This window comes from Bradyrhizobium sp. LMTR 3 (genome assembly GCF_001693485.1).
Classification (GTDB): domain Bacteria; phylum Pseudomonadota; class Alphaproteobacteria; order Rhizobiales; family Xanthobacteraceae; genus Bradyrhizobium.
This window is the reverse complement of record NZ_MAXC01000005.1, coordinates 1-19,783: the sequence shown is the minus strand read 5'-3', so window position 1 is coordinate 19,783 and position 19,783 is coordinate 1. Positions and strand designations below refer to the sequence as shown.

Below are 19,783 nucleotides of genomic sequence, written 5' to 3'. Positions count from 1 at the left end.
CGGGCCTTTTGCCGTTCGGAACTGTGGCGGGACGCGCTGGCCGCGGGTGTGGTTAAAACCCCGTATATCTACTGAGTGCAAAATTAACGGGTAGAAAGCGCCTGACATATACGATTCCGCGCAGTGGGGCGCACGACCGCCGTCGTCGCGTGGGAGATGAAGCATGTTTGGAATGATAAGCCGGGCCAAGCTGACGGTTGGCCGAAAGATCTATGCCCTCATCTGCCTGAGCTTTGCCGGGCTCTTGGGCATCGCCTTTCTCGATTCGCGCGAACTGGCATCGGGATTGAACCAGCAGAAGCAGATCGAGCTGCGCCACCTCGGCGATGTCGCACTCGGCATCATCAAGGAAGAGCATGCCGCGGTGCAGAAGGGCGGCGTTTCCGACGCCGATGCCCAGAAGCGGGCGATGGCGCGGATCGCGACGCTCAGGTACGGCAACAACGACTATTACTGGATCAACGACATGCATCCGAAAATGGTGATGCATCCGATCAGGTCGGAGATGAATGGCAACGATCTTTCGGCCTACAAGGATCCCAACGGCAAGCTGTTGTTCGTCGATTTCGTCAATACCGTCAGAAAGAATGGCTCCGGCTTCGTTCCCTACGAGTGGCCGAAGCCCGGCTTCGACAAGCCGCAGCCGAAATTGTCCTACGTGGTCGGCTTCGCCCCGTGGAACTGGGTCGTCGGCACGGGTGTCTACATCGACGACCTGACGGCGCAGACCTGGGCCTCGACCCAGCGCTCGCTGATCGTTGCCGGCGTAGTCCTGCTATTTACGCTCGTGGTGTCGATCTTCGTGGCGCGTAGCGTCACCGGTCCACTGCAGCGGATGACGGTTGCGATGAACGATCTCGCGGGCGGCAACCTTGCCGTCGAGGTGCCCGGCGTCGGACGCGGCGATGAGGTTGGCGAGATGGCAAAGGCTGTCGAAGTGTTCAAGAGCAATGCTATCGCCCGCCAGTCGCTGGAGGCCGAGCAGCATGCGGCCGAGACCCGCGCCGTGGCGAGCCGCAAGGCGGATATGAGCAAGATGGCCGACGATTTCGAGGCAGCAGTCGGCCGGATCGTCGAAGCCGTGTCGTCGGCATCCAGCCAACTCGAGGTGTCGGCGGGTACGCTCACGTCGACCGCGGAACGCGCGCAGGAACTTGCGACAACGGTCGCCTCGGCCTCCGAGGAAGCCTCGACCAACGTGCAGTCGGTGGCGTCGGCCACCGAAGAGATGGCGTCATCCGTCACCGAGATCAGCCGTCAGGTTCAGGAATCGGCGCGGATGGCCAACGACGCCGTGGAGCAGGCGCGCACGACCAATGACCGCGTCAGCGAATTGTCGAAGGCGGCAACCCGCATCGGCGACGTCGTCGAACTGATCAACACCATCGCCGGCCAGACCAATCTGCTTGCGCTCAACGCCACCATCGAGGCGGCGCGCGCCGGCGAGGCGGGCCGCGGCTTCGCGGTCGTGGCCTCCGAGGTAAAGGCTCTGGCCGAGCAGACCGCAAAAGCCACCGGCGAAATCGGCCAGCAGATCACCGGCATCCAGGCCGCTACCCAGGAATCCGTGAACGCGATCCAGGCGATCAGCGGCACCATCGAGAAGCTGTCGGAGATTTCGTCGACGATTGCGGCGGCCGTGGAAGAGCAGGGCGCCGCGACGCAGGAAATCTCCCGCAACGTGCAGCAGGCGGCCATGGGCACCCAGCAGGTGTCGTCCAACATTACCGACGTGCAGCGTGGCGCCAGCGAAACCGGATCGGCGTCTTCGCAGGTGCTTGCGGCGGCGCAATCGCTGTCGGGCGACTCGAACCGCCTCAAGCTCGAGGTCGGCCGGTTCCTCGATTCCGTGCGGGCGGCCTGATCTCGCACCGACTATTCGGTTCGAAGCCGGTTCCTGATGCCGGCTTCGCGATCGCTGGCGATCCGAATCAGAAACGCGAATTGCCATGAGCAGTCGGTTTTTCGGCTGCAGGAGGAGCGGGAGACATCCCTAGATCGTAAAGTTGAGATTGCGGTACGTGCCGATCAATCGCAATGAGTGAAACTGGGACAAAATGCGGCGAACGAACTTTCGTAGTCGGGAAAAAGTGGTAAGACGCAGAGGCATCGTGACGATCTGATGTCAGAAGGTCTTCAGAAGGTCTGATGCCGGAAGACTGCCATGTGTTCTGCGTCAATGAAGATCGGCCGGGACTCAACACGCTTCATCCAAAGGGGAGGCGCATCGAGGCACCCACCCGCCATCGTCAAGTTGACGCATACGATCCTTCTCAATCCCGGCTAGCGTTCTTTTTCGTTGTTGCGACGATCGCTACCGATGACTCGGATGACCGCCGCGTGTCGTTGCTTGATGAACTAGTTGAATCTGAATTCGTAAAGGTTTGCCGGTCTCTGGACGTCGATCGTTTCCGGAACATCGAAGCACTGGGCGATGCCAAGAGCATTCCGATCGACGCCAAGGACTTCGCCGCCGCTTTCGCCTCGTTGAAGCTGAAGTCCTGTTCGGTCCATCTGCAGCGGACGTTCCCTCGAATTCTGCAGATGCAGTATTCCACGACCGGTGCGATCGTCGGCTTCACGATGGACGATGCGGCTTCGCTGATCATCAACGGCGTTGAAGCCCGCGCGCCGGCCTTGCTCCTGGTCAAGGGCACCGCGACGTGCGAGATCGTGGAACAGCAGGCCAATCTGGTGGCGCTTGTGAATTTTGCTTCCATCGACGATCGCGGCTGGCCAGGTGATGCCGATAGTGCTCAATTGATCGCGACGCTGCCGGATAGATGCGAAACACTCCGGGTGACGGTTCGCGATGTCCTGACGCTGGCTTCGCATTCGCCCGATAGCTTCGCACAGCCGAACGTGATCGAGCACGTTGAAGAATCGATTTTGCAGGCGGTCGATCTGGCAATGGCTGCGGCATCGCCCACACCCGAAGCCAAGCGCCTCAGTCTGAGCCACTATCTGGCGCTGGTCCGAAAGCTCGACGAGTTCGTGGCCGACAGCGCCGGCAAGACGTTGTACAGCGCCGACGTGGCGCGGCAACTCGGGGTCTCGGTGCGGACGCTGCATAACGCCGTGGTTGCCATTCGCGGCATGAGCATGCATCGCTACATGCGGCTGCGGCGACTGTGGAATGTTAGACAACAACTGGTGCGCGGCGCATCGGTGCAGTCGGTGAAGGCGGTCGCGCTGGTGAACGGCTTCTGGCACATGGGCGAGTTCACCGCGCTCTATCGCGAGTTGTTTGGCGAAACGCCGCAGCAGACGCTGTCGGCAGCGCGCAAGCAGACGAGCGAGCCGTCATGATGCCGGTAAAGCGCGCCGCGCTTCCGTAATACTACCAGTTCCTCGAGCGGTGTCGGCTTAGTCCCCCATTAACCATCGTATGGAACGTTGAAGGCATGAGTGCCGCTCTGTGGCTTTGCCACAGGAGCCCATCGTTCGCAACGATCCGGCTCGTCCAGACGTCTGGCCCGGCACTTCTTCACCGTGATCCCGCCGTGCGGGAAGCAGACGGTATCGCCGCTCCCTGACCACCTGTTTCTTGAGAACGCCAGCCATGTCCAGCATCTTCCGTCTCATTTTCAATCTCTCGATCGGCGCCAAGCTCGGCATCGCCTCGGGCCTCGGCGTCCTGCTCGTTGCCGCGATGGTGACGAATCAAATGCGGGCAAATGCGGCAATGCGCGATCTGGACGCTCGCATGTCTGCGCAGCAGGCGGTCGCGCGAGATTCAGTGGATGCGAAGGCGTCCATTGCCGGTATGCAGACCGGTGTTCGTGATATTCGTCTCGCCGGTACTGCGGCGCATTTGCAAAGAGCCAACGACTATCTGGCCGCCGGTCTGAAATCGGCGAGTCAATTCAGTGACGAGATGCTGAAACTGTCGCACGCCGCCGAGAACCGCGCGCGCATCGAGAAGCTCAAGACGAGAGCTTCAGACTACGTGAAGGAAGCCCAGCAGATCGTGAAGGCGCGGGACGAAGCGATTGCTGCGGCGGGCGCCCCTGACGCCACATCGCGGATCGTGAAGCTGAACGAGGAAGCGATCCGCATCGCTCGCGAAGTTACACTACCAATCGCGGCCGAACTCGAATCGCTCGCCAACCAAATCACCGATTTCGCCAAGCAGAGCGTGGAGAAGGAAAAGGTCCAGGCCGCCCTCGAAATGGCGGCGGCTGAACAGATATCCATGGCGATTGGCCTCTGCACGATCTTCCTGCTGATCGGAACCAGCATATTCTCGTTCTTCACGATTGCCCGGCCGATGCGCGCATTGAGCGTCTCGATGGACGAACTCGCGGGCGGCAATTTCGCCGTTGTACTGCCGGGCCTCGGCCGCAAGGATGAACTCGGTGCCGTCGCCGGCGCCGTCGAGAAATTCAAGGTCGTCTCGGAGCAGAAAGCCCGCGACGAGGCGGAAGCCAAGATGAAACAGGACCAGATCGCCGCTCAGCAGCGCAAGGCCGATATGGTCCGCCTTGCCGACGCCTTCGAGGCAGCCGTCGGCGAGATCGTCGAAACCGTATCGTCCGCCTCCACGGAACTCGAAGCGTCTGCGGGAACGCTGACAACGACCGCCGAACGCGCCCAGGAAGTGACCACGATGGTGGCTGCAGCCTCGGAGGAGGCTTCCACCAATGTGCAGTCGGTTGCTTCGGCGACGGAGGAGTTGTCGTCTTCCGTCAACGAAATCAGCCGTCAGGTGCAGGAATCGGCGCGGATGGCCGGCGAAGCCGTCGACCAGGCCCGGATCACCAACGAACGTGTCAGCGAATTGTCGAAGGCGGCAAGCCGCATCGGCGACGTGGTCGAACTCATCAATACCATTGCGGGCCAGACGAACTTGCTGGCGCTCAACGCCACCATCGAGGCGGCACGCGCCGGCGAGGCTGGCCGCGGTTTCGCGGTGGTAGCATCCGAAGTGAAGGCGCTTGCCGAACAGACCGCCAAGGCGACCGGCGAGATCGGTCAGCAGATCACCGGTATCCAGGGCGCCACCCAGGAGTCGGTGGGCGCGATCAAGGAGATCAGCGGCACGATACAAAGGCTGGCCGAGATCGCCTCGGCGATAGCGGCCGCCGTGGAGGAGCAGGGCGCTGCCACCCAGGAAATCTCCCGCAACGTGCAGCAGGCCGCGGAGGGCACCCATCAGGTCTCCGCCAACATCACCGACGTGCAGCGCGGGGCGAGTGAGACCGGCTCGGCTTCCGCGCAGGTGCTCTCGGCGGCACAATCGCTCTCTGCCGACTCGAACCGCCTCAAGCTTGAGGTCGACAAGTTCCTCGATACGGTGCGGGCGGCATGAGGGTCCCATCGTGCCCCGGACGGAACGCGGCATGCGGTAAACCGTAGGGTGGGCAAAGGCGCTTGGCGCCGTGCCCACCATCTATCAACAGATCGCGTCGTGGATGGTGGGCACGCGGAGCCTGTCATCGGGCGCGCATGCGCGCGACCCGGTGGCTTTGCCCACCCTACAGTTTACTGCGCCGCGTCCGGGACACGAGAACTATCCTGCCCGCCACTCCAGCACGCCATCATCCGCGGCAACGATATCGCCGACCGATCCCACCGGGGTGCGGTCCATGTCCAGCAGGTGCTTGAGCGTCGCGGCGTCATTGGCCGGCACACGCGCGAGCGCCCGCGCATCCTGCTCGGTGCGCAGCATCACCACGCCGTGCTCGATCTCGCCCTTGCCCTTGTAGATCACGGTAAAGCTCTCGACTTTGCCCTTGCCCGAGGCCTCGGTGACGAAGTCCGGCACCGGACGCCGATGGCGGTCGGCCTCGGCCTGCACGCTGGTGTCCTGCTTGAGCATGTCGTTCGGCGCTTCGCGTGACAGCACCAGTCCATGATGCTTGGTGACGAAGCCGCCCTGGCCGTAGAGCAGGCCGAGCTTGCCGCCTTCGCGCAGTTTCCGCACCATCGCAATAGCCGCGTGCGTCATATAAGTGTTGAGCGGCGCGCCGAAGAAGGTGAGGCCGCCGGTCACCGTCGGCTGCACGTCGGGGCCCAAGCCGAGTGTCCGCCGCGCCATCTTGGGTACGCAGGGAAAGCAGCTATAGAGCTCGATGGCGTCGAATTTCCTGCCGTCGCCTTCGACAAGATCCATCACCGCCTTCAGCACCGCGTTCTGCGGATGGCTTTCGTAAAACTGGTCGCGCACCAGATAGTCGCGCGGCTCCTCCGCCGAGGCGCCGCCGATCGGATAGATCAACCGCTCCTCGGCTACGCCGGCCGCACGCGCTTTCGCCAGGGAGGTCAGCAAGACGGCCCCGCCCATGTTGACGGTCGGATTGGCCACCATCAGCTTTGTATACGGCCAGGCGATCAATCGGTTTTCCGGCGTCGGCGTGATGATCTCTTCAGGTGCAAAACGCTTCTTCAGCCACGAATTTGGATTTTCTGACGCCACTTTCGAATAGGTCGACCACAGCGCGCCGGATTCGGCGAGCGCCTCGCGCGGCGTCTGGCCCCAATGCGCTGACGTGGCGGATTCATAGAGCGGATAGACGGTGATGGGGCGGAACACCCCGAGTTTCACCGCCATCGGCTTCTGGAACGCCGCACCGCGCTTCGGCTCCTCGACGTCATGGGCGAACGGCGTCCATGGCAGGGCGATGCCGCCGCGCTCGGCCTTGGTTGCGGTGGATTGCGCTTCCGCGCCGCAGACCACCGCCACGCTGCACTCGCCGCGCGCGATCCGCTTTGCGGCTTCGTGAATGTAGCGGATCGGGCTCTCGCCGCCGACCGGGCCGTAATAGCAATGCGCTGGCGCAGCACCAAGCTTTGCTGCGAGCTGCTTCTCGGGATCGCGATAGCGCCAGCTCAGGAAGTTGACGACGTCGAGCGAGCCGAGCTCGCCGAGCAGCTTTGTGCCGCTATCGGCTTCCGCGCGCCGCACCGCCTGTTCGAGCAATGCCATCGGTTCGAGGCCGGCGGCGATGTCCTTGGGCCGGTCGACGATTTCGCCGACGCCAACGATGACGGGAATGCGGTCTTCGGGGAGGGAGGAGTTGGACATTTCTTCTTGTTTCGCTTTCTAATCTCGTAGGGTGGGCAAAGGCGCGTAGCGCCGTGCCCACCATCTAACGTCTTGCTCGAACCGGAGGGCACGCTTCGCTTTGCCCACCCTACAAGAGCTTCGCAATCACTCCTCCATCAGCATGTTCATATGCTCCACCGCGTCGGCAAAATCTTCCTTGAATTCCTGCACCACCGCGCCGGCCGACTTCACGCTGTCGATCAGGCCGACGCCCTGGCCGACGAAGTAGGTCACGAGATCGCGCGCCTGCACATTGCCGGCGGCGGCCGCGCGGTCGATCGAGTTGAAGGCGTCGCGGCTGATGATGCTTTGCAGCGGCATCGGCAAGGCGCCGGGGCTATCCGGTCCGCGGTCCCATGCATCGGTCCAGACCGACCGCAATTGCCGTGCCGGCTTGCCGGTGCGGCCCTTGGAGCGGACGGCGTCGCGCGAGGATGCCGCGATCATCTTCTCGCGGAAAATTTCCGTGGTCTCCGATTCCACCGTCGCCAGCCACACCGAGCCGGTCCAGGCGCCGGCCGCACCCATCGCCATGCAGGCCGCCATCTGCCTGCCTGTCATGATGCCGCCGGCGGCCAGCACCGGCACGTCGCGGACCGGCCTGATCGCCTTGATCACCTCGGGCACCAGCACCATGGTCGAAACCTCGCCGCAATGGCCGCCGGCCTCGGTACCTTGCGCAACCAAAATATCGACGCCGGCAGCGACCTGCCGCAGCGCATGCTCTTTCGAACCAACGAGCGCCGCCACCGGCACGCCATGCTTGCGGCCCATGTCGATCATCTGTTTCGGCGGCACGCCGAGCGCGTTCGCAATCAGCTTGATCGGATGGCGGAACGAGACCTCGAGCACATCGAGCGCGCGCTGCGCGTCGAACGGTTGCGGCTGGTTGTCGGCGACATTGGTCGTCGTCAGCTCGACGCCGTATTTCTTCAGCAGGTTGCGGGTGAAATCGCGATGCTGCGGCGAGATCCGCGCCTCCAGGCTCTTCCAGGTGACGTCCTTTTCGCCCGCGGTCGAAATGTTTTCAGGGATCAGCACGTCGAGCCCGTAGGGCTTGCCATCGGTGTGATCGTCGATCCATTTCAATTCCTGTTCGATCGTCTCGGGCGAATGCGCGGTCGCTCCCAATACGCCAAACCCGCCGGCGCGACTGACAGCGGCAACGACGTCGCGGCAATGGCTGAAAGCGAGCAGGGGGAATTCAATTCCCAGCATGTCGCAGATTGGCGATTTCATGGTGACCTCCCGGCGGCAGCATTCGGTGATTGCTGCTCGGCTTTCCGCGCGACGCTAGCCCATCGGAGACCAGAAAGCCAAGCGCCTTACCCTCGTCCTGAGGAGCCGCGAAGCGGCGTCTCGAAGGATGTAGGCCCGACTGTGGCCTCATGGTTCGCCCGGCGATGCGCAGCATCGTCCGGAGACGCGCGAAGACGCGCTCCTCACCATGAGGAACGTGCAATTCCATCTCGCAAAATATGCAGAGCACGGCCGCCGATTTGCGTCTTGCGCTTTGGCGCTATCGATAGAATGCTGCCAATCAACCAAAAGAACTTTTCAGGGAGTCTCCATGTCCGCCATGCCGTCCGCCGCCGCCAAATCGCCCGAGGCCTACGACGTCGTCGTGGTCGGCGCGGGCTTTGCCGGCATGTACATGCTGCACCGCTTGCGCGGACAGGGGATGACGGCGCGGGTCTACGAGCAGGGCTCGGGCGTCGGCGGCACCTGGTACTGGAACCGCTATCCCGGCGCGCGCTGCGACGTCGAGAGCATGCAGTATTCCTATTCGTTCTCGGAAGAGCTGCAGCAGGAGTGGGACTGGAGCGAGCGCTATGCACCGCAGCCGGAGATTTTGAAATACGCCAACCACGTCGCCGACCGCTTCGATCTGCGAAGGGACATCCAGTTCGACACCCGCGTCGATCGTGCCGAGTTCAACGAGGCGACCTCCCTCTGGTCGGTAACGACTTCGGACGGCAAAACGGTGTCGGCAAAATTCGTCGTGCTCGCCACCGGCTGCCTGTCGAACGCGCGGATGCCCGACATCAAGGGTCTCGATCGGTTCAAGGGCAAGGTCTACCACACCGGCCACTGGCCGCATGAGGAAGTCGATTTCACCGGCCAGCGCGTCGGCGTCATCGGCACGGGATCGTCGGGGATTCAGTCGGTGCCGGTCATCGCCGAACAGGCGAGCCGTCTGACGGTATTCCAGCGCACCGCGAATTTCTCGATTCCCGCCCGCAATGCGCCGCTGACGGAACAAGAGCGGCAGAAATTCCGCGCCAACTATCCCGAGATCCGGCGCTTCGCCCGCGAGGTGGCGAAAAACGGCATCTACACCGAGATGCCCGATCGCGGCGCGCTCGATGACGGCGACAACGAGCGCCGCGCGAAGTACGAGGCGCGCTGGAATCACGGCGGGCTTACCTTCATGTCGGTCTACAACAATCTTGCGCTCGACAAAGCCGCCAACGACACCGCTGCGAATTTCGTTCGCGAGAAGATCGCCGGCATTGTCGAGGACCCGGAAACGGCAAGACTATTGCAACCGAACAACCATCCGATCGGCTCAAAACGCATCTGCATCGACACCGATTATTTCGCGACCTTCAACCGCTCAAACGTGACGCTGGTCGACATCAAGTCGAATCCGATCGAAGAGATCACCGAAAACGCCGTGCGTGTGGCCGGCAAAAACTACGAAGTCGACGCTCTGGTGTTGGCGACCGGTTTTGACGCCATGACGGGATCGGTGGCGAAGATCGATATCAGGGGCCGCGACGGCCAGACGCTGAACCAGAAATGGGCGGCAGGTCCACGCACCTATCTCGGCCTGATGAGCGCGGGCTTTCCCAACCTCTTTGTCGTCACCGGCCCCGGTAGCCCGTCGGTGTTGTCCAACATGATCGTGTCGATCGAGCAGCATGTCGACTGGATCACCGACTGTCTCGCTTACATGCGCGATCGCGGGCTCGATACGATGGAGGCCGCCACCGAAGCCGAGGACAAATGGGTAGCCCATGTCAACGAGGTCGCTTCCGGCACGCTCTATCCGCAGGCGAATTCCTGGTACATGGGCGCCAACGTCCCGGGCAAGCCGCGGATCTTCATGCCCTATATCGGCGGCGTCGGGCCCTACCGGCAGATCTGCAATGACGTCGTAGCCAAGGGCTATCAGGGATTTGTGATGGAGCGGACAGAGCAGCCGCGCAAGCTGGCGGCGTCCTAAGCGGCTGCCGTAGGGTGGGCAAAGGCGCGCAAGCGCCGTGCCCACCATCTCTCCGATTCGATAGCACGAATAGTGGGCACGCGGAGCCTGTCATCGGGCGCGCATTTGCGCGACCCGTTGGCTTTGCCCACCCTACAGGTCAGCCCCGCAGCCGCCTGCCCAAAACCTCAACGAACCGGTCGGCATCGGCTTCGTCATTATAGACGTGCGGCGACACACGCAGGCGCCCCAGGCGCTGTGCGACATAGACGCCTTCGCTTGCCAGTCCTTCGACGAGGCCCGCCGGCATTCCGCCCTTGAAGGCGAGGCTCACGATATGCGGCGCTCGCAGATGAGGTTCGGGAACGTGGACGCCGATGTCGCGTATGCCTTGCGCGATCCGCTCCGTCAGCATCGCGAGACGTTGCGCAATGGTCGGCGCTCCCCATTCGTCCATCATCTCCATGCCGATCGATGCCATCTCCATCGAGATGAAATGATCGCGCTCGCCCATGTCGAAGCGCCGCGCATCGCCAACGTAACCGACGTCCGTGAAATAGACCGCGTTCTCGGCGCGCACGTTGCGACGGCCGGACGCGGTCTGCTCCAGCGGGATACCGCCTTGATGGCGTTTTGCAACATAGAGAAAGGCGCGACCGTAGGGCCCGAGCAGCCACTTGTAGGTCGGGAAGACCACAAAATCCGGGTCGAGACGCTTCACGTCGGTCGTCAGCACGCCAATGCTTTGCGTCGCGTCGACGAGAAATGCTGCGCTCCGCTGCCGGAGTGCCGTGCCGACCTTGTCGACGTCGATCAACCCACCGTCCGACCAGTGCACCGATGAGATCGAGGCCAGGCTGACCGGTGGTGCGCCGGATCGTTCGATCGCGGCAACCACCGCCGACGTCCAATCGCCATCGTCGGGTTGCCGAATCGTCTCGACCGCGAACCCTTCCGCCTCGGCCCGCGTATGCCATTCGAGCACCGGCGAGGAGTGGTCGTTCTCCAGCACGATCACGCGCGTGCCGCGGGTGATCGGCAGCATCTTCGCGGCGGTCGCAACGCCGTAACTGACCGAGGGAATCAGCGCGATATCGGCGGCTTCGGCGTTGATCAGCCGGGCGGCAGCAAGGCGCGCGCGTTCATGCTGTTGGTTGGCGAAGGAGGCCTCGAGCGTCCACGGCGCGCCCTTGCGGAGAACCGCGGCGCGGCCGGCCTCCAGCGTTCGAATCGGCAGCGGGCTGTAAGAGGCGGCATTCAGGTAGCAGATCTGGCGCGGTATCTCGAACCGGGCGCGCTGCGATGGGAGCATTTGGATGGTCTCTTTGGTGGCGACACATCCAGTATGGCCGATCTCGACTACGCCAGCCACAGGAGCATTGCTCCGCGTACATTTGCCACTGGCGCGAGATTTTCAGCGCAATGGTGAGCTTCTCCTCCACTTGCTACGCAGCATGGCCGCATTCCTCCCCTGAGTTTTGTGCGCTTTTTGTTTGGTTGCAGTGCTGATACGAAACCTTACATGGATTGCAGCGGCTGCCGCGCGACGGATCACGCAATCGCGAGACGGCCAAGAAGCCTGGAGCCTAGCCGAATGACCGACGCCCCCGTTAACGATTCCGCCGAATACGTCCCGCCGAAAGTCTGGACCTGGAACAAGGAAAGTGGCGGCCGGTTCGCCGCCATCAATCGCCCGATCGCAGGCCCTACGCATGAGGCGGAGCTGCCGGTCGGCCGCCATCCGTTCCAGCTCTACTCGCTGGCCACTCCCAACGGCGTCAAGGTCACGGTGATGTTCGAGGAACTGCTGGCCGCCGGCCACAGCGGTGCGGAGTACGACGCCTGGCTTATCAAGATCGACGGCAATCAGTTCGGCAGCGGCTTTGTCGCCGTCAATCCGAATTCGAAAATCCCCGCACTGATGGATCGCAGCGGACCGACGCCGATCCGGGTGTTTGAGTCCGGTGCGATCCTGATGCATCTCGCCGAAAAGTTCGGTGCGTTTTTGCCGGCGAGCGGCGCGGCGCGGGCCGAATGCCTGTCGTGGCTGTTCTGGCAGATGGGCAGCGCGCCGTTTCTCGGCGGCGGCTTCGGCCATTTTTACGCTTATGCGCCGACCAAGATCGAATACGCCATCGACCGCTACGCCATGGAGGTGAAGCGCCAGCTCGACGTGCTCAATCGGCGTTTGGCCGATAACGAATATCTCGCAGGGAGCGAATACACGATCGCCGACATGGCCACCTGGCCATGGTACGGCGCGCTGGCCAAGGGCCTGGTCTACGGCGCCGGCGAATTCCTGTCGGTGCATGAATACAAGAACGTGCAGCGCTGGACCGATGCGATCGCCAAGCGCCCGGCGGTGAAGCGCGGGCGCATGGTCAACCGCATCTCCGGCGACCCGGCAAGCCAGTTGCACGAGCGGCACGATGCGAGCGATTTCGATACCAGGACGCAGGACAAGATCGGCGAGCCCGCGAAGGGGTGAGGCTTGTTACAGGAACCCATCCGCGATCGAATGTGCGGAGGCACCCCCACCCCAGCCCTCCCCCGCAAGCGGGAGAGGGGGCGCAGCGGTGCTTGCTGCATGACTTGAGTTCAATTACGGCCACGTCTGTCGCCCGCATCCGTCTTCAACTAAGCTATTCGCCACATGGCGCGCTCGTCTCCCTCTCCCGCTTGCGGGGGAGGGCTGGGGTGGGGGTGTCTCCGCACGGGGACTCTCGATAAACAACCAACAAGGTGCCGCGCGCCCAACAGGGCAGAGGAAAAACCGCCATGAGCTTCTTCGAAAAAGGCTCGGTTCGCATCCACTACGAGGAAGCCGGCTCCGGCTTTCCGCTGCTATTGATCGCCGGCGGCGGATTGAATTCGAACATCTCGGGCATCACCGGCGACTATCCGCCCTTCAATGCCGTCAAGGAGTTCGGCAACGAATACCGCTGCATCGCGTACGACCTGCGCAACGCGCCGCCCGGCCAATCCACCGGCCCGCTCGAGATCGAGCGTCCCTGGGATTCCCACACCGACGACCAGCTCGCCCTGATGGATCACCTCGGTTTTGAAAAATTCATGGTGCTGGGTTTCTGCATCGGCGGCCCGTTGATCTGGAATCTGATCAAGCGCGCGCCGGATCGTGTCGTCGCCGCCGTGCTGGCGATGCCGTCAGGCTCGCGTCCGGAAATGCGCGACCTGTTCTACAATAACAACATGACCGGCTGGGCGCCGGAACTGACAAAACGCCGGAGCGACATCACGATGGAGCAGGCGGAAAAATTCCTGACGAAGATGTATCGCACCGATCCCGATTTCGTCTTCACCGTGACGCGCGATTTCGTCCGTCAATGCCAGACGCCGGTGCTGATCCTGCCCGACGACATCCCGGCGCATCCTTACGCGGTCGCCATGGAGAGTGCGCTGCTGGCGCCGAACGCGGAAGTCAGCCTGTTTCCGTGGAAGGACCCGAAAGAGCGGGTGCCGCTCGCGGTGCGGCAGACCCGCTCTTTCCTGCGTGCGCATAGGCCGGTGGCTGCGTAGGGTGGGCAAAGGCGCTCTTGCGCCGTGCCCACCATTTTCATACGTGGTTGGAATGGTGGGCACGCGGAGCCAGTCATCGGGCGCGCATTCGCGCGACCCGTTGGCTTTGCCCACCCTACAAATTAGACCGCTGTCTTCGCCCCTTCCGCCGGCGGAAACACCACGCGGTCGTCGGTCCGGCAGTAACGATCCGCGAACATGCGGCCGATCGGGTGATAGCGCTCCATGTGCACGCGCATCGCGGCGTGGTCCCATAATTCGTCGCGGATATGGAAGTGGATGCCTTCGCCCATCACCAACAGCCGGTCGCCGTTGACGTCGATCTCCTTCCAGGTCTTGCACTCCATCGCAAACGGCGCGTCGGCCAGCCGCGGTACGGCGATTTTGGTCGAGGGCGCCAGTTTGAGATCGAGATAGTCCGGCTCGCCGACCTCGGGCGGAAAATCGCCGCTGCTTTCATGCATCGCCAGCGCCAACGGCTCGTCGGTCATGTTGACGACGAATTCGGCCGTTCGGCGGATGTTGATTACGGTATCCTTGACGCGGCCGTCGGGCCGCAGATTGGCGGCGAACATGCAGAGCGGCGGATCCTCGCAGAACACGTTGAAGAAGCTGAACGGCGCCGCGTTGACCACGCCGGTCGGACCAATCGTCGTCACCCAGGCGATCGGCCGCGGCAGCACGAAGGAGGTGAGCACCTTGTAGCGCTCGCGGGATTTTAGGTCGCTGGGGTCGTATTGCATGTATGGAGGCTCCGCGTAGGGTGGGCAAAGCGCAGCGTGCCCATCACGCAGCGCGGACGCAAGGTGCAGTGGGCATAGCGCATTCTCTCTGCGAGCGAGTATGCGGAGGCACCCCCACCCCAGCCCTCCCCCGCAAGCGGGAGAGGGGGCGCACTTTCGCGCGCTGAGCGACCGACGTTCAACAACGGCGGCGCGCATATCTAACGTTGTTGCTGTTGCGCACGGTGTGATCACTCAGCGCGCTCTACTCCCTCTCCCGCTTGCGGGGGAGGGCTGGGGTGGGGGCGCCCCACGGGGATTGCCGATGGGGACTCCCCTTACGGCATGCTCAGTTCATGCCTTCCGACCACCATCCAGTGCACCTCGTCCGGACCGTCGGCGAAGCGGAGGTGGCGGACGTCCTGGTACATCTCACCGAGCGGGCTCCACTGCGAAATACCGGTGGCGCCGTGCATCTGGATCGCCTGGTCGATGATCTTGCAGGTGCGCTCCGGCACCATGGCCTTGACCATGCTGACCCAGATCCGTGCCTCCTTGTTGCCGAGCACGTCCATCGCTTTCGCGGCTTTCAGCACCATCAGGCGCATCGCCTCGATCTCGCAGCGCGCCTGGGCAATGATCTGCAAGTTTCCGCCGAGATGGGCGATCTTCTTGCCGAAGGCTTCGCGGGTGAGCCCGCGCGACACCATCAGGTCGAGCGCCTTTTCCGCCTTGCCGATGGTGCGCATGCAGTGATGGATGCGGCCGGGTCCGAGGCGAACCTGCGAGATTTCAAAGCCGCGGCCTTCGCCGAGCAAAATGTTCTCCTTCGGCACCCGGCAATTGTTGAAGCGCAGATGCATGTGGCCGCGTGGCGCGTGGTCGTGGCCGAACACGTGCATCGGGCCCAAAATCTCGACGCCGGGGGTGTCGATCGGCACCAGGATCTGCGACTGCTGCTTGCTCGGCGGCGCATCGGGATTGGTCTTCACCATCACGATCATGATCTTGCAGCGCGGATCGCCGGCGCCGGAGATGTAATATTTCTCGCCGTTGATCACCCATTCGTCGCCGACGAGTTTTGCCGTGGTGGAAATATTCTTGGCGTCGGAGGAGGCGACGTTGGGTTCGGTCATCGCATAGGCCGAGCGGATTTCGCCTGCCAAGAGCGGCTTCAGCCACTTCTCCTTCTGCTCCTTGGTGCCGACGCGCTCCAGCACTTCCATGTTGCCGGTGTCGGGCGCCGAGCAGTTCATGGTCTCCGACGCCAGCGGATTCTTCGCCAGTTCAACCGCGATATAGGCGTAGTCGAGATTCTTCAGGCCTTCGCCGGTTTCGGCATCAGGCAAAAAGAAATTCCACAGGCCTTCTTCCTTGGCCTTGTCCTTGGCCTTCTGCAGCACCGCGAGTTGCTCCGGCGTAAAGCTCCAGCGGTCCTTCTTGCCCTCGCCGAGCCGGATGAACTCGACCGACATCGGATCGACGGTCTCGCGGATGAATTTTTTGACGTGCTCGTACAGCGGACGAACCTCGTCCGACATGCGCAGATCGTTGAGTTCTTCGCCCGGGTTGAGATTGTAGGTCGTCGTTCGCGGGATGTAGGCGTGTTTCATGGATTATTCCTCCCATTGCGCAGACCATTCATCTGCGGGCGCGCGCTCGGTTCGTTGGCCGGCAATGTAGACGGCGGGGAGGGGCTTGCACAAGCGCGGGGCGTAGACGCGCAATTTTCCGCGTCGTGGGAAGCGCGTAGGATGGGTGGAGCGGAGCGATACCCATCAATCCCTTGCGCGGAGCCATGATGGGTATCGCTCCGCTCCACCCATCCTACGATTCAAATTCATTTGCGCCTGGCGTGCCGATCGAACGCGCTGAGCACCGCGAGCGTCATCGCGGTGACGCCGGTTTCGATGGTCGGCCTCGGCACCGGTGCGAACAGCGGCGAATGATTGGACGGTATCGGCGGGCCGCCGTTGCGTGCCGCGACGATACGTTCCTGGTCATAGACGCCGATGTTGAACATCATCGACGGTACGCCTGCGCCGGCGTATTCGGAGAAATCCTCGCTGGCCGTCCCCGGCGGTGATATCTTGAACTTATCGCCGAATGCCGCCTTCAGCACGTCTGCGGTGGCTGCGACCACATCCGGATCGTTCATGACGGGCTTGGTACCCTCGACGATCTTGATGTCGGGAGCGGGAGCGTCCGACATCGCCGCGGCCGCCTTTGCCGTTCGTTCGATCCCGGCATGTAGTTTGGCGCGAACCTCGGGCTTGTAGGAGCGAATGGTGCCGGAGAGCCGCACCGAGTCGGGGATAATATTTGGAGCGGTGCCACCGTGAATGGCGCCGATGCTCACGACACCGAATTCGGTCGGGTCCTTTTCGCGGCTGATCACGCTTTGCACTTCGACAATGAAGCGTGCCGCAATTACCACGGGGTCGACGGTCGTGTGCGGCGCCGAGCCGTGACCGCCGCGGCCGTGGAATGTTATATCGAGGCCGTCGGCAGCGGACGAGCCTACTCCTGTGCGATAGAAGCCCGTGCCATGAGAGAACGGACCGGCATGCAGGGCGAGGGCGATATCGGGTTTGGGGAAGCGCGTGAACAGGCCGTCCGCAATCATGGCGCGCGCGCCGGCCACGATCTCTTCCGCCGGCTGGGCGATGAACATCAACGTGCCGCGCCACTGCTCTTTCAGGCCGAGCAGCGTCTTCGCCGTTCCGACCCAGCTCGCCATGTGGACGTCGTGGCCGCAGCTATGGGCGACGAATACCTCCCGCCCGTTCCAGTTGGCCTTGTCGCGGCTCGCATAGTCGAGGCCGGTTTTCTCTTCCATCGGCAGGCCGTCGAGCTCGGTGCGCACCATGATCGTCGGGCCCTCGCCATTTTTGTAAATGGCGACCAGCCCGGTCCTGCCGACCTTCTCGGTGACCTCAAAGCCGAGCGCGCGCATTTCCGCAGCGAGTCTCGCGGCGGTTTTTACCTCCTGAAACGCCAGCTCCGGATGGGCGTGGATTTCCTTGTAGAGCGCGTCGAGCTTCGGATAGTCGCTTGCGAGCGACGCTTCGATCGCCTTCTGCAGGGTGGCGACATCGAGCTCGGCGTGGGCGGGCAGTGCGATCGCTGCGAATAGCGCGACGGACGCCGCCAATGAGATGACAGATCGCTTCATGGCCCGACGTTCCTTCGATTGTGCCGCAACCTGTGCTGCATAGGGTGGGTTACGCCTTCGGCTAAACCCACCCTGCAATCTTCGTTTACGCCGGCAGCCGGTGCATCGCGCAGATCTTGTTGCCGTCGAGATCGCGCAGATAAGCGAGATAGAGTTTGCCCGTGCTGCCTTCGCGGATGCCCGGCGGATTTTCGCAACTCGTTCCGCCATTGGCGATGCCGGCCGCGTGCCATGCGTCGGCCTGCTCGGGCGAGTCGGCCGCAAAACCGATGGTGCCGCCATTGGCGGGCGTCGCGGGCTGGCCGTTGATCGGCTTGGTCACCGAGAATATTCCGGTCTTGGTGATGTAGAAAATGCGGTGGCCGTCGACCCGCGCCGGCCGCACACCGAGCGTACCGAGCAATGCGTCATAGAACGCCTTGGCCTTGTCGAGGTCGTTGGTGCCGATCATCACATGCGAAAACATTGCTTCAATTTCCTCCCAGTTTTTTCCGGACGAACATACGCAAATTGATTGCCCCACTTCACTTTCCCGGGCGCCTCATCACGCTGCTCGTTGCCGGGCAATGTAGACGGCGGGGCGGGCGTTCTACAAGCAGCCTCGTCCGGTAGCCGAAAAGCCACGCGATCCCACCGGATTACGGATCGTTAATCCGGCTGGCGCGTTGGTTCCTGTCGCCAAACGCGGCGCCTCGACGCACCTCGGCATCTTGAAGCGGTCTCGGGTGAGTTCCTACCTTTGGGATGCCAGCCCGGCGTATCCGCCGCGGGCGGCAAGGAGACGACAATGAGCTATTTTAAGACTGCCATTCTGTTGGCCGGTCTGACCGGCCTCTTCATGGGCGTCGGCTATCTGATCGGCGGCGCCACCGGTGCTACGATCGCGCTCGTGATCGCGGCTGCGACCAATATTTTCGCCTACTGGAATTCGGACCGTATGGTGCTGTCGATGTACGGCGCCCATGAGGTCGACCAACGCACGGCGCCCGACCTCTTTAATCTCGTGGCTGAGCTCGCCGGCCGCGCCGGCCTGCCGATGCCGCGCGTGTTCCTGATGGACGAGCCGCAGCCCAATGCCTTCGCCACCGGCCGCAATCCGCAGAACGCGGCGGTCGCCGTGACCACGGGTCTGGTGCAGTCGGTCAGCCGCGAAGAGCTCGCGGGCGTGATCGCGCACGAGCTCGCGCACATCAAAAATCACGATACGCTGCTGATGACCATCACCGCGACCATCGCCGGTGCGGTCTCGATGCTGGCGCAGTTCGGCATGTTCTTTGGCGGCAACCGCGACAACGGTCCCGGCATCATCGGATCGATTGCCATGATGATCCTGGCCCCGCTCGGCGCCATGCTGGTGCAGATGGCGATCAGCCGGACCCGCGAATACGCCGCCGACGATCTCGGCGCGCGCATTTGCGGTCAGCCGATGTGGCTTGCGTCCGCTCTGGCCAAGATCGCCAACGCCGCGCATGTCGTGCCGAATGTCGAAGCCGAGCGCAATCCGGCAACCGCGCACATGTTCATCATCAACCCGTTGTCGGGTCAGGGCATGGACAATCTATTCACGACGCACCCCTCGACCGAGAACCGCATCGCCGCCTTGCAGCAGCTCGCGGCGGAGCTTGGCGCGCAGGGCGGCACGTTCCCCACCAACGCGCGCGGCAACTATCCGCGTCGCGGTCCGTGGGGCCGCCCCTCGGCTTCGCGCGGCCCGTGGGGATAACGCCTCGTTCATGTCGCGAGATCGCTGACACACATTCACCTGTCGTCACCCGCGAAAGCGGGTGATCCAGTATTCCAGAGACGTCAGTGATTGAACCGATAAGCCGCAGCGTACTGGATTCCCGCGTGCGCGGGAATGACAGTTGAGTGTGCGGCGCCGATCAGGTCGCGTAGGGTGGGCAAAAGGCGCGTAGCGCTGTGCCCACCATCCATCATCGAACGCGCTGCTGACGGTGGGCACGCTTGCGCTTTGCCCACCCTTCTGTAACGGGCCTCGATTAGTCAATCCCTTTGCGTTGTCCGCCCGCCGGGGTCTCGCTTCTGTGCGGGGTCGGCGCAGGGCCGCCACCTGATGGGGTTGGAAGAGGATA

At 62.9% G+C, this 19,783-nt stretch carries 14 protein-coding genes; 7 read left to right on the top strand and 7 right to left on the bottom strand.

Features of this window, described 5'->3' with window-relative positions:
• The first annotated feature begins 163 nt into the window (after positions 1 to 163).
• The 3 genes from LMTR3_RS05440 to LMTR3_RS05430 all read left to right on the top strand — a co-directional run bounded on the left by LMTR3_RS05440 (position 164) and on the right by LMTR3_RS05430 (position 5,311).
• Positions 164 to 1,864 (top strand): methyl-accepting chemotaxis protein, encoded by a 1,701-nt coding sequence (locus tag LMTR3_RS05440; protein WP_065744070.1) that lies wholly within the window; start codon positions 164 to 166, stop codon positions 1,862 to 1,864.
• Positions 1,865 to 2,340: 476 nt separating this feature from the next.
• Positions 2,341 to 3,309, top strand: coding sequence for a helix-turn-helix domain-containing protein (locus tag LMTR3_RS05435; protein ID WP_245319768.1), 969 nt, complete (start codon positions 2,341 to 2,343; stop codon positions 3,307 to 3,309).
• A gap of 253 nt (positions 3,310 to 3,562) precedes the next feature.
• Entirely contained in the window at positions 3,563 to 5,311 is a 1,749-nt protein-coding gene (locus tag LMTR3_RS05430; RefSeq protein WP_065744068.1) for a methyl-accepting chemotaxis protein, read from the top strand.
• A gap of 201 nt (positions 5,312 to 5,512) precedes the next feature.
• Here LMTR3_RS05430 and LMTR3_RS05425 read toward each other — a convergent pair whose 3' ends face one another.
• Both LMTR3_RS05425 and LMTR3_RS05420 read right to left on the bottom strand, forming a co-directional pair.
• On the bottom strand, positions 5,513 to 7,027 hold the full coding sequence (locus LMTR3_RS05425) for an acetyl-CoA acetyltransferase (protein ID WP_065744067.1): 1,515 nt from the start codon (positions 7,025 to 7,027) through the stop codon (positions 5,513 to 5,515).
• Between the two features lie 126 nt (positions 7,028 to 7,153).
• Positions 7,154 to 8,287 (bottom strand): nitronate monooxygenase, encoded by a 1,134-nt coding sequence (locus tag LMTR3_RS05420; protein ID WP_065744066.1) that lies wholly within the window; start codon positions 8,285 to 8,287, stop codon positions 7,154 to 7,156.
• A gap of 331 nt (positions 8,288 to 8,618) precedes the next feature.
• Between LMTR3_RS05420 and LMTR3_RS05415 the strand changes: the two genes are divergently transcribed.
• Positions 8,619 to 10,277 carry a flavin-containing monooxygenase gene (locus LMTR3_RS05415; protein WP_065744065.1) on the top strand — a complete coding sequence of 553 codons (1,659 nt, stop codon included), beginning with the start codon at positions 8,619 to 8,621 and terminating at the stop codon, positions 10,275 to 10,277.
• A 139-nt stretch (positions 10,278 to 10,416) separates the two neighbouring features.
• Here the strand turns inward: LMTR3_RS05415 and LMTR3_RS05410 are convergent, their stop codons facing one another.
• Entirely contained in the window at positions 10,417 to 11,568 is a 1,152-nt protein-coding gene (locus tag LMTR3_RS05410) for an aminotransferase class V-fold PLP-dependent enzyme (protein WP_065744064.1), read from the bottom strand.
• 282 nt (positions 11,569 to 11,850) lie between these two features.
• On the opposite strand from LMTR3_RS05410, the gene yghU reads away from it, so the two are divergent.
• On the top strand, positions 11,851 to 12,744 hold the full coding sequence (gene yghU / locus LMTR3_RS05405) for a glutathione-dependent disulfide-bond oxidoreductase (RefSeq protein WP_065744063.1): 894 nt from the start codon (positions 11,851 to 11,853) through the stop codon (positions 12,742 to 12,744).
• A gap of 290 nt (positions 12,745 to 13,034) precedes the next feature.
• Positions 13,035 to 13,793: an alpha/beta fold hydrolase gene (locus tag LMTR3_RS05400; RefSeq protein ID WP_065744062.1), complete on the top strand. Its 759-nt coding sequence runs from the start codon at positions 13,035 to 13,037 to the stop codon at positions 13,791 to 13,793.
• A gap of 122 nt (positions 13,794 to 13,915) precedes the next feature.
• Here the strand turns inward: LMTR3_RS05400 and LMTR3_RS05395 are convergent, their stop codons facing one another.
• The 4 genes from LMTR3_RS05395 to LMTR3_RS05380 form a co-directional block, all read right to left on the bottom strand.
• Entirely contained in the window at positions 13,916 to 14,536 is a 621-nt protein-coding gene (locus LMTR3_RS05395) for a flavin reductase family protein (protein ID WP_065744061.1), read from the bottom strand.
• 317 nt (positions 14,537 to 14,853) lie between these two features.
• Complete coding sequence (locus LMTR3_RS05390) at positions 14,854 to 16,128, bottom strand: acyl-CoA dehydrogenase family protein (protein WP_065744060.1); 1,275 nt, start codon at positions 16,126 to 16,128, stop codon at positions 14,854 to 14,856.
• A 227-nt stretch (positions 16,129 to 16,355) separates the two neighbouring features.
• Positions 16,356 to 17,690 carry an amidohydrolase gene (locus tag LMTR3_RS05385; RefSeq protein WP_065744059.1) on the bottom strand — a complete coding sequence of 445 codons (1,335 nt, stop codon included), beginning with the start codon at positions 17,688 to 17,690 and terminating at the stop codon, positions 16,356 to 16,358.
• 85 nt (positions 17,691 to 17,775) lie between these two features.
• Entirely contained in the window at positions 17,776 to 18,156 is a 381-nt protein-coding gene (locus LMTR3_RS05380) for a VOC family protein (RefSeq protein ID WP_065744058.1), read from the bottom strand.
• 321 nt (positions 18,157 to 18,477) lie between these two features.
• Here LMTR3_RS05380 and htpX point away from each other — a divergent pair, with 321 nt between their 5' ends.
• A complete protein-coding gene (gene htpX, locus LMTR3_RS05375) occupies positions 18,478 to 19,413 on the top strand; it encodes a zinc metalloprotease HtpX (protein ID WP_065744167.1) in 936 nt (311 codons plus the stop codon).
• Positions 19,414 to 19,783 lie beyond the last annotated feature (370 nt).

Bases quoted from the DNA above. Each gene is read 5' to 3' on its own strand.
- LMTR3_RS05440 (WP_065744070.1), top strand. From the start codon at position 164: ATGTTTGGAATGATAAGCCGGGCCAAGCTGACGGTTGGCCGAAAGATC.
- LMTR3_RS05430 (WP_065744068.1), top strand. From the start codon at position 3,563: ATGTCCAGCATCTTCCGTCTCATTTTCAATCTCTCGATCGGCGCCAAG.
- LMTR3_RS05425 (WP_065744067.1), bottom strand. From the start codon at position 7,027: ATGTCCAACTCCTCCCTCCCCGAAGACCGCATTCCCGTCATCGTTGGC.
- LMTR3_RS05420 (WP_065744066.1), bottom strand. From the start codon at position 8,287: ATGAAATCGCCAATCTGCGACATGCTGGGAATTGAATTCCCCCTGCTC.
- LMTR3_RS05415 (WP_065744065.1), top strand. From the start codon at position 8,619: ATGTCCGCCATGCCGTCCGCCGCCGCCAAATCGCCCGAGGCCTACGAC.
- LMTR3_RS05410 (WP_065744064.1), bottom strand. From the start codon at position 11,568: ATGCTCCCATCGCAGCGCGCCCGGTTCGAGATACCGCGCCAGATCTGC.
- yghU (WP_065744063.1), top strand. From the start codon at position 11,851: ATGACCGACGCCCCCGTTAACGATTCCGCCGAATACGTCCCGCCGAAA.
- LMTR3_RS05400 (WP_065744062.1), top strand. From the start codon at position 13,035: ATGAGCTTCTTCGAAAAAGGCTCGGTTCGCATCCACTACGAGGAAGCC.
- LMTR3_RS05395 (WP_065744061.1), bottom strand. From the start codon at position 14,536: ATGCAATACGACCCCAGCGACCTAAAATCCCGCGAGCGCTACAAGGTG.
- LMTR3_RS05390 (WP_065744060.1), bottom strand. From the start codon at position 16,128: ATGAAACACGCCTACATCCCGCGAACGACGACCTACAATCTCAACCCG.
- LMTR3_RS05385 (WP_065744059.1), bottom strand. From the start codon at position 17,690: ATGAAGCGATCTGTCATCTCATTGGCGGCGTCCGTCGCGCTATTCGCA.
- LMTR3_RS05380 (WP_065744058.1), bottom strand. From the start codon at position 18,156: ATGTTTTCGCATGTGATGATCGGCACCAACGACCTCGACAAGGCCAAG.
- htpX (WP_065744167.1), top strand. From the start codon at position 18,478: ATGAGCTATTTTAAGACTGCCATTCTGTTGGCCGGTCTGACCGGCCTC.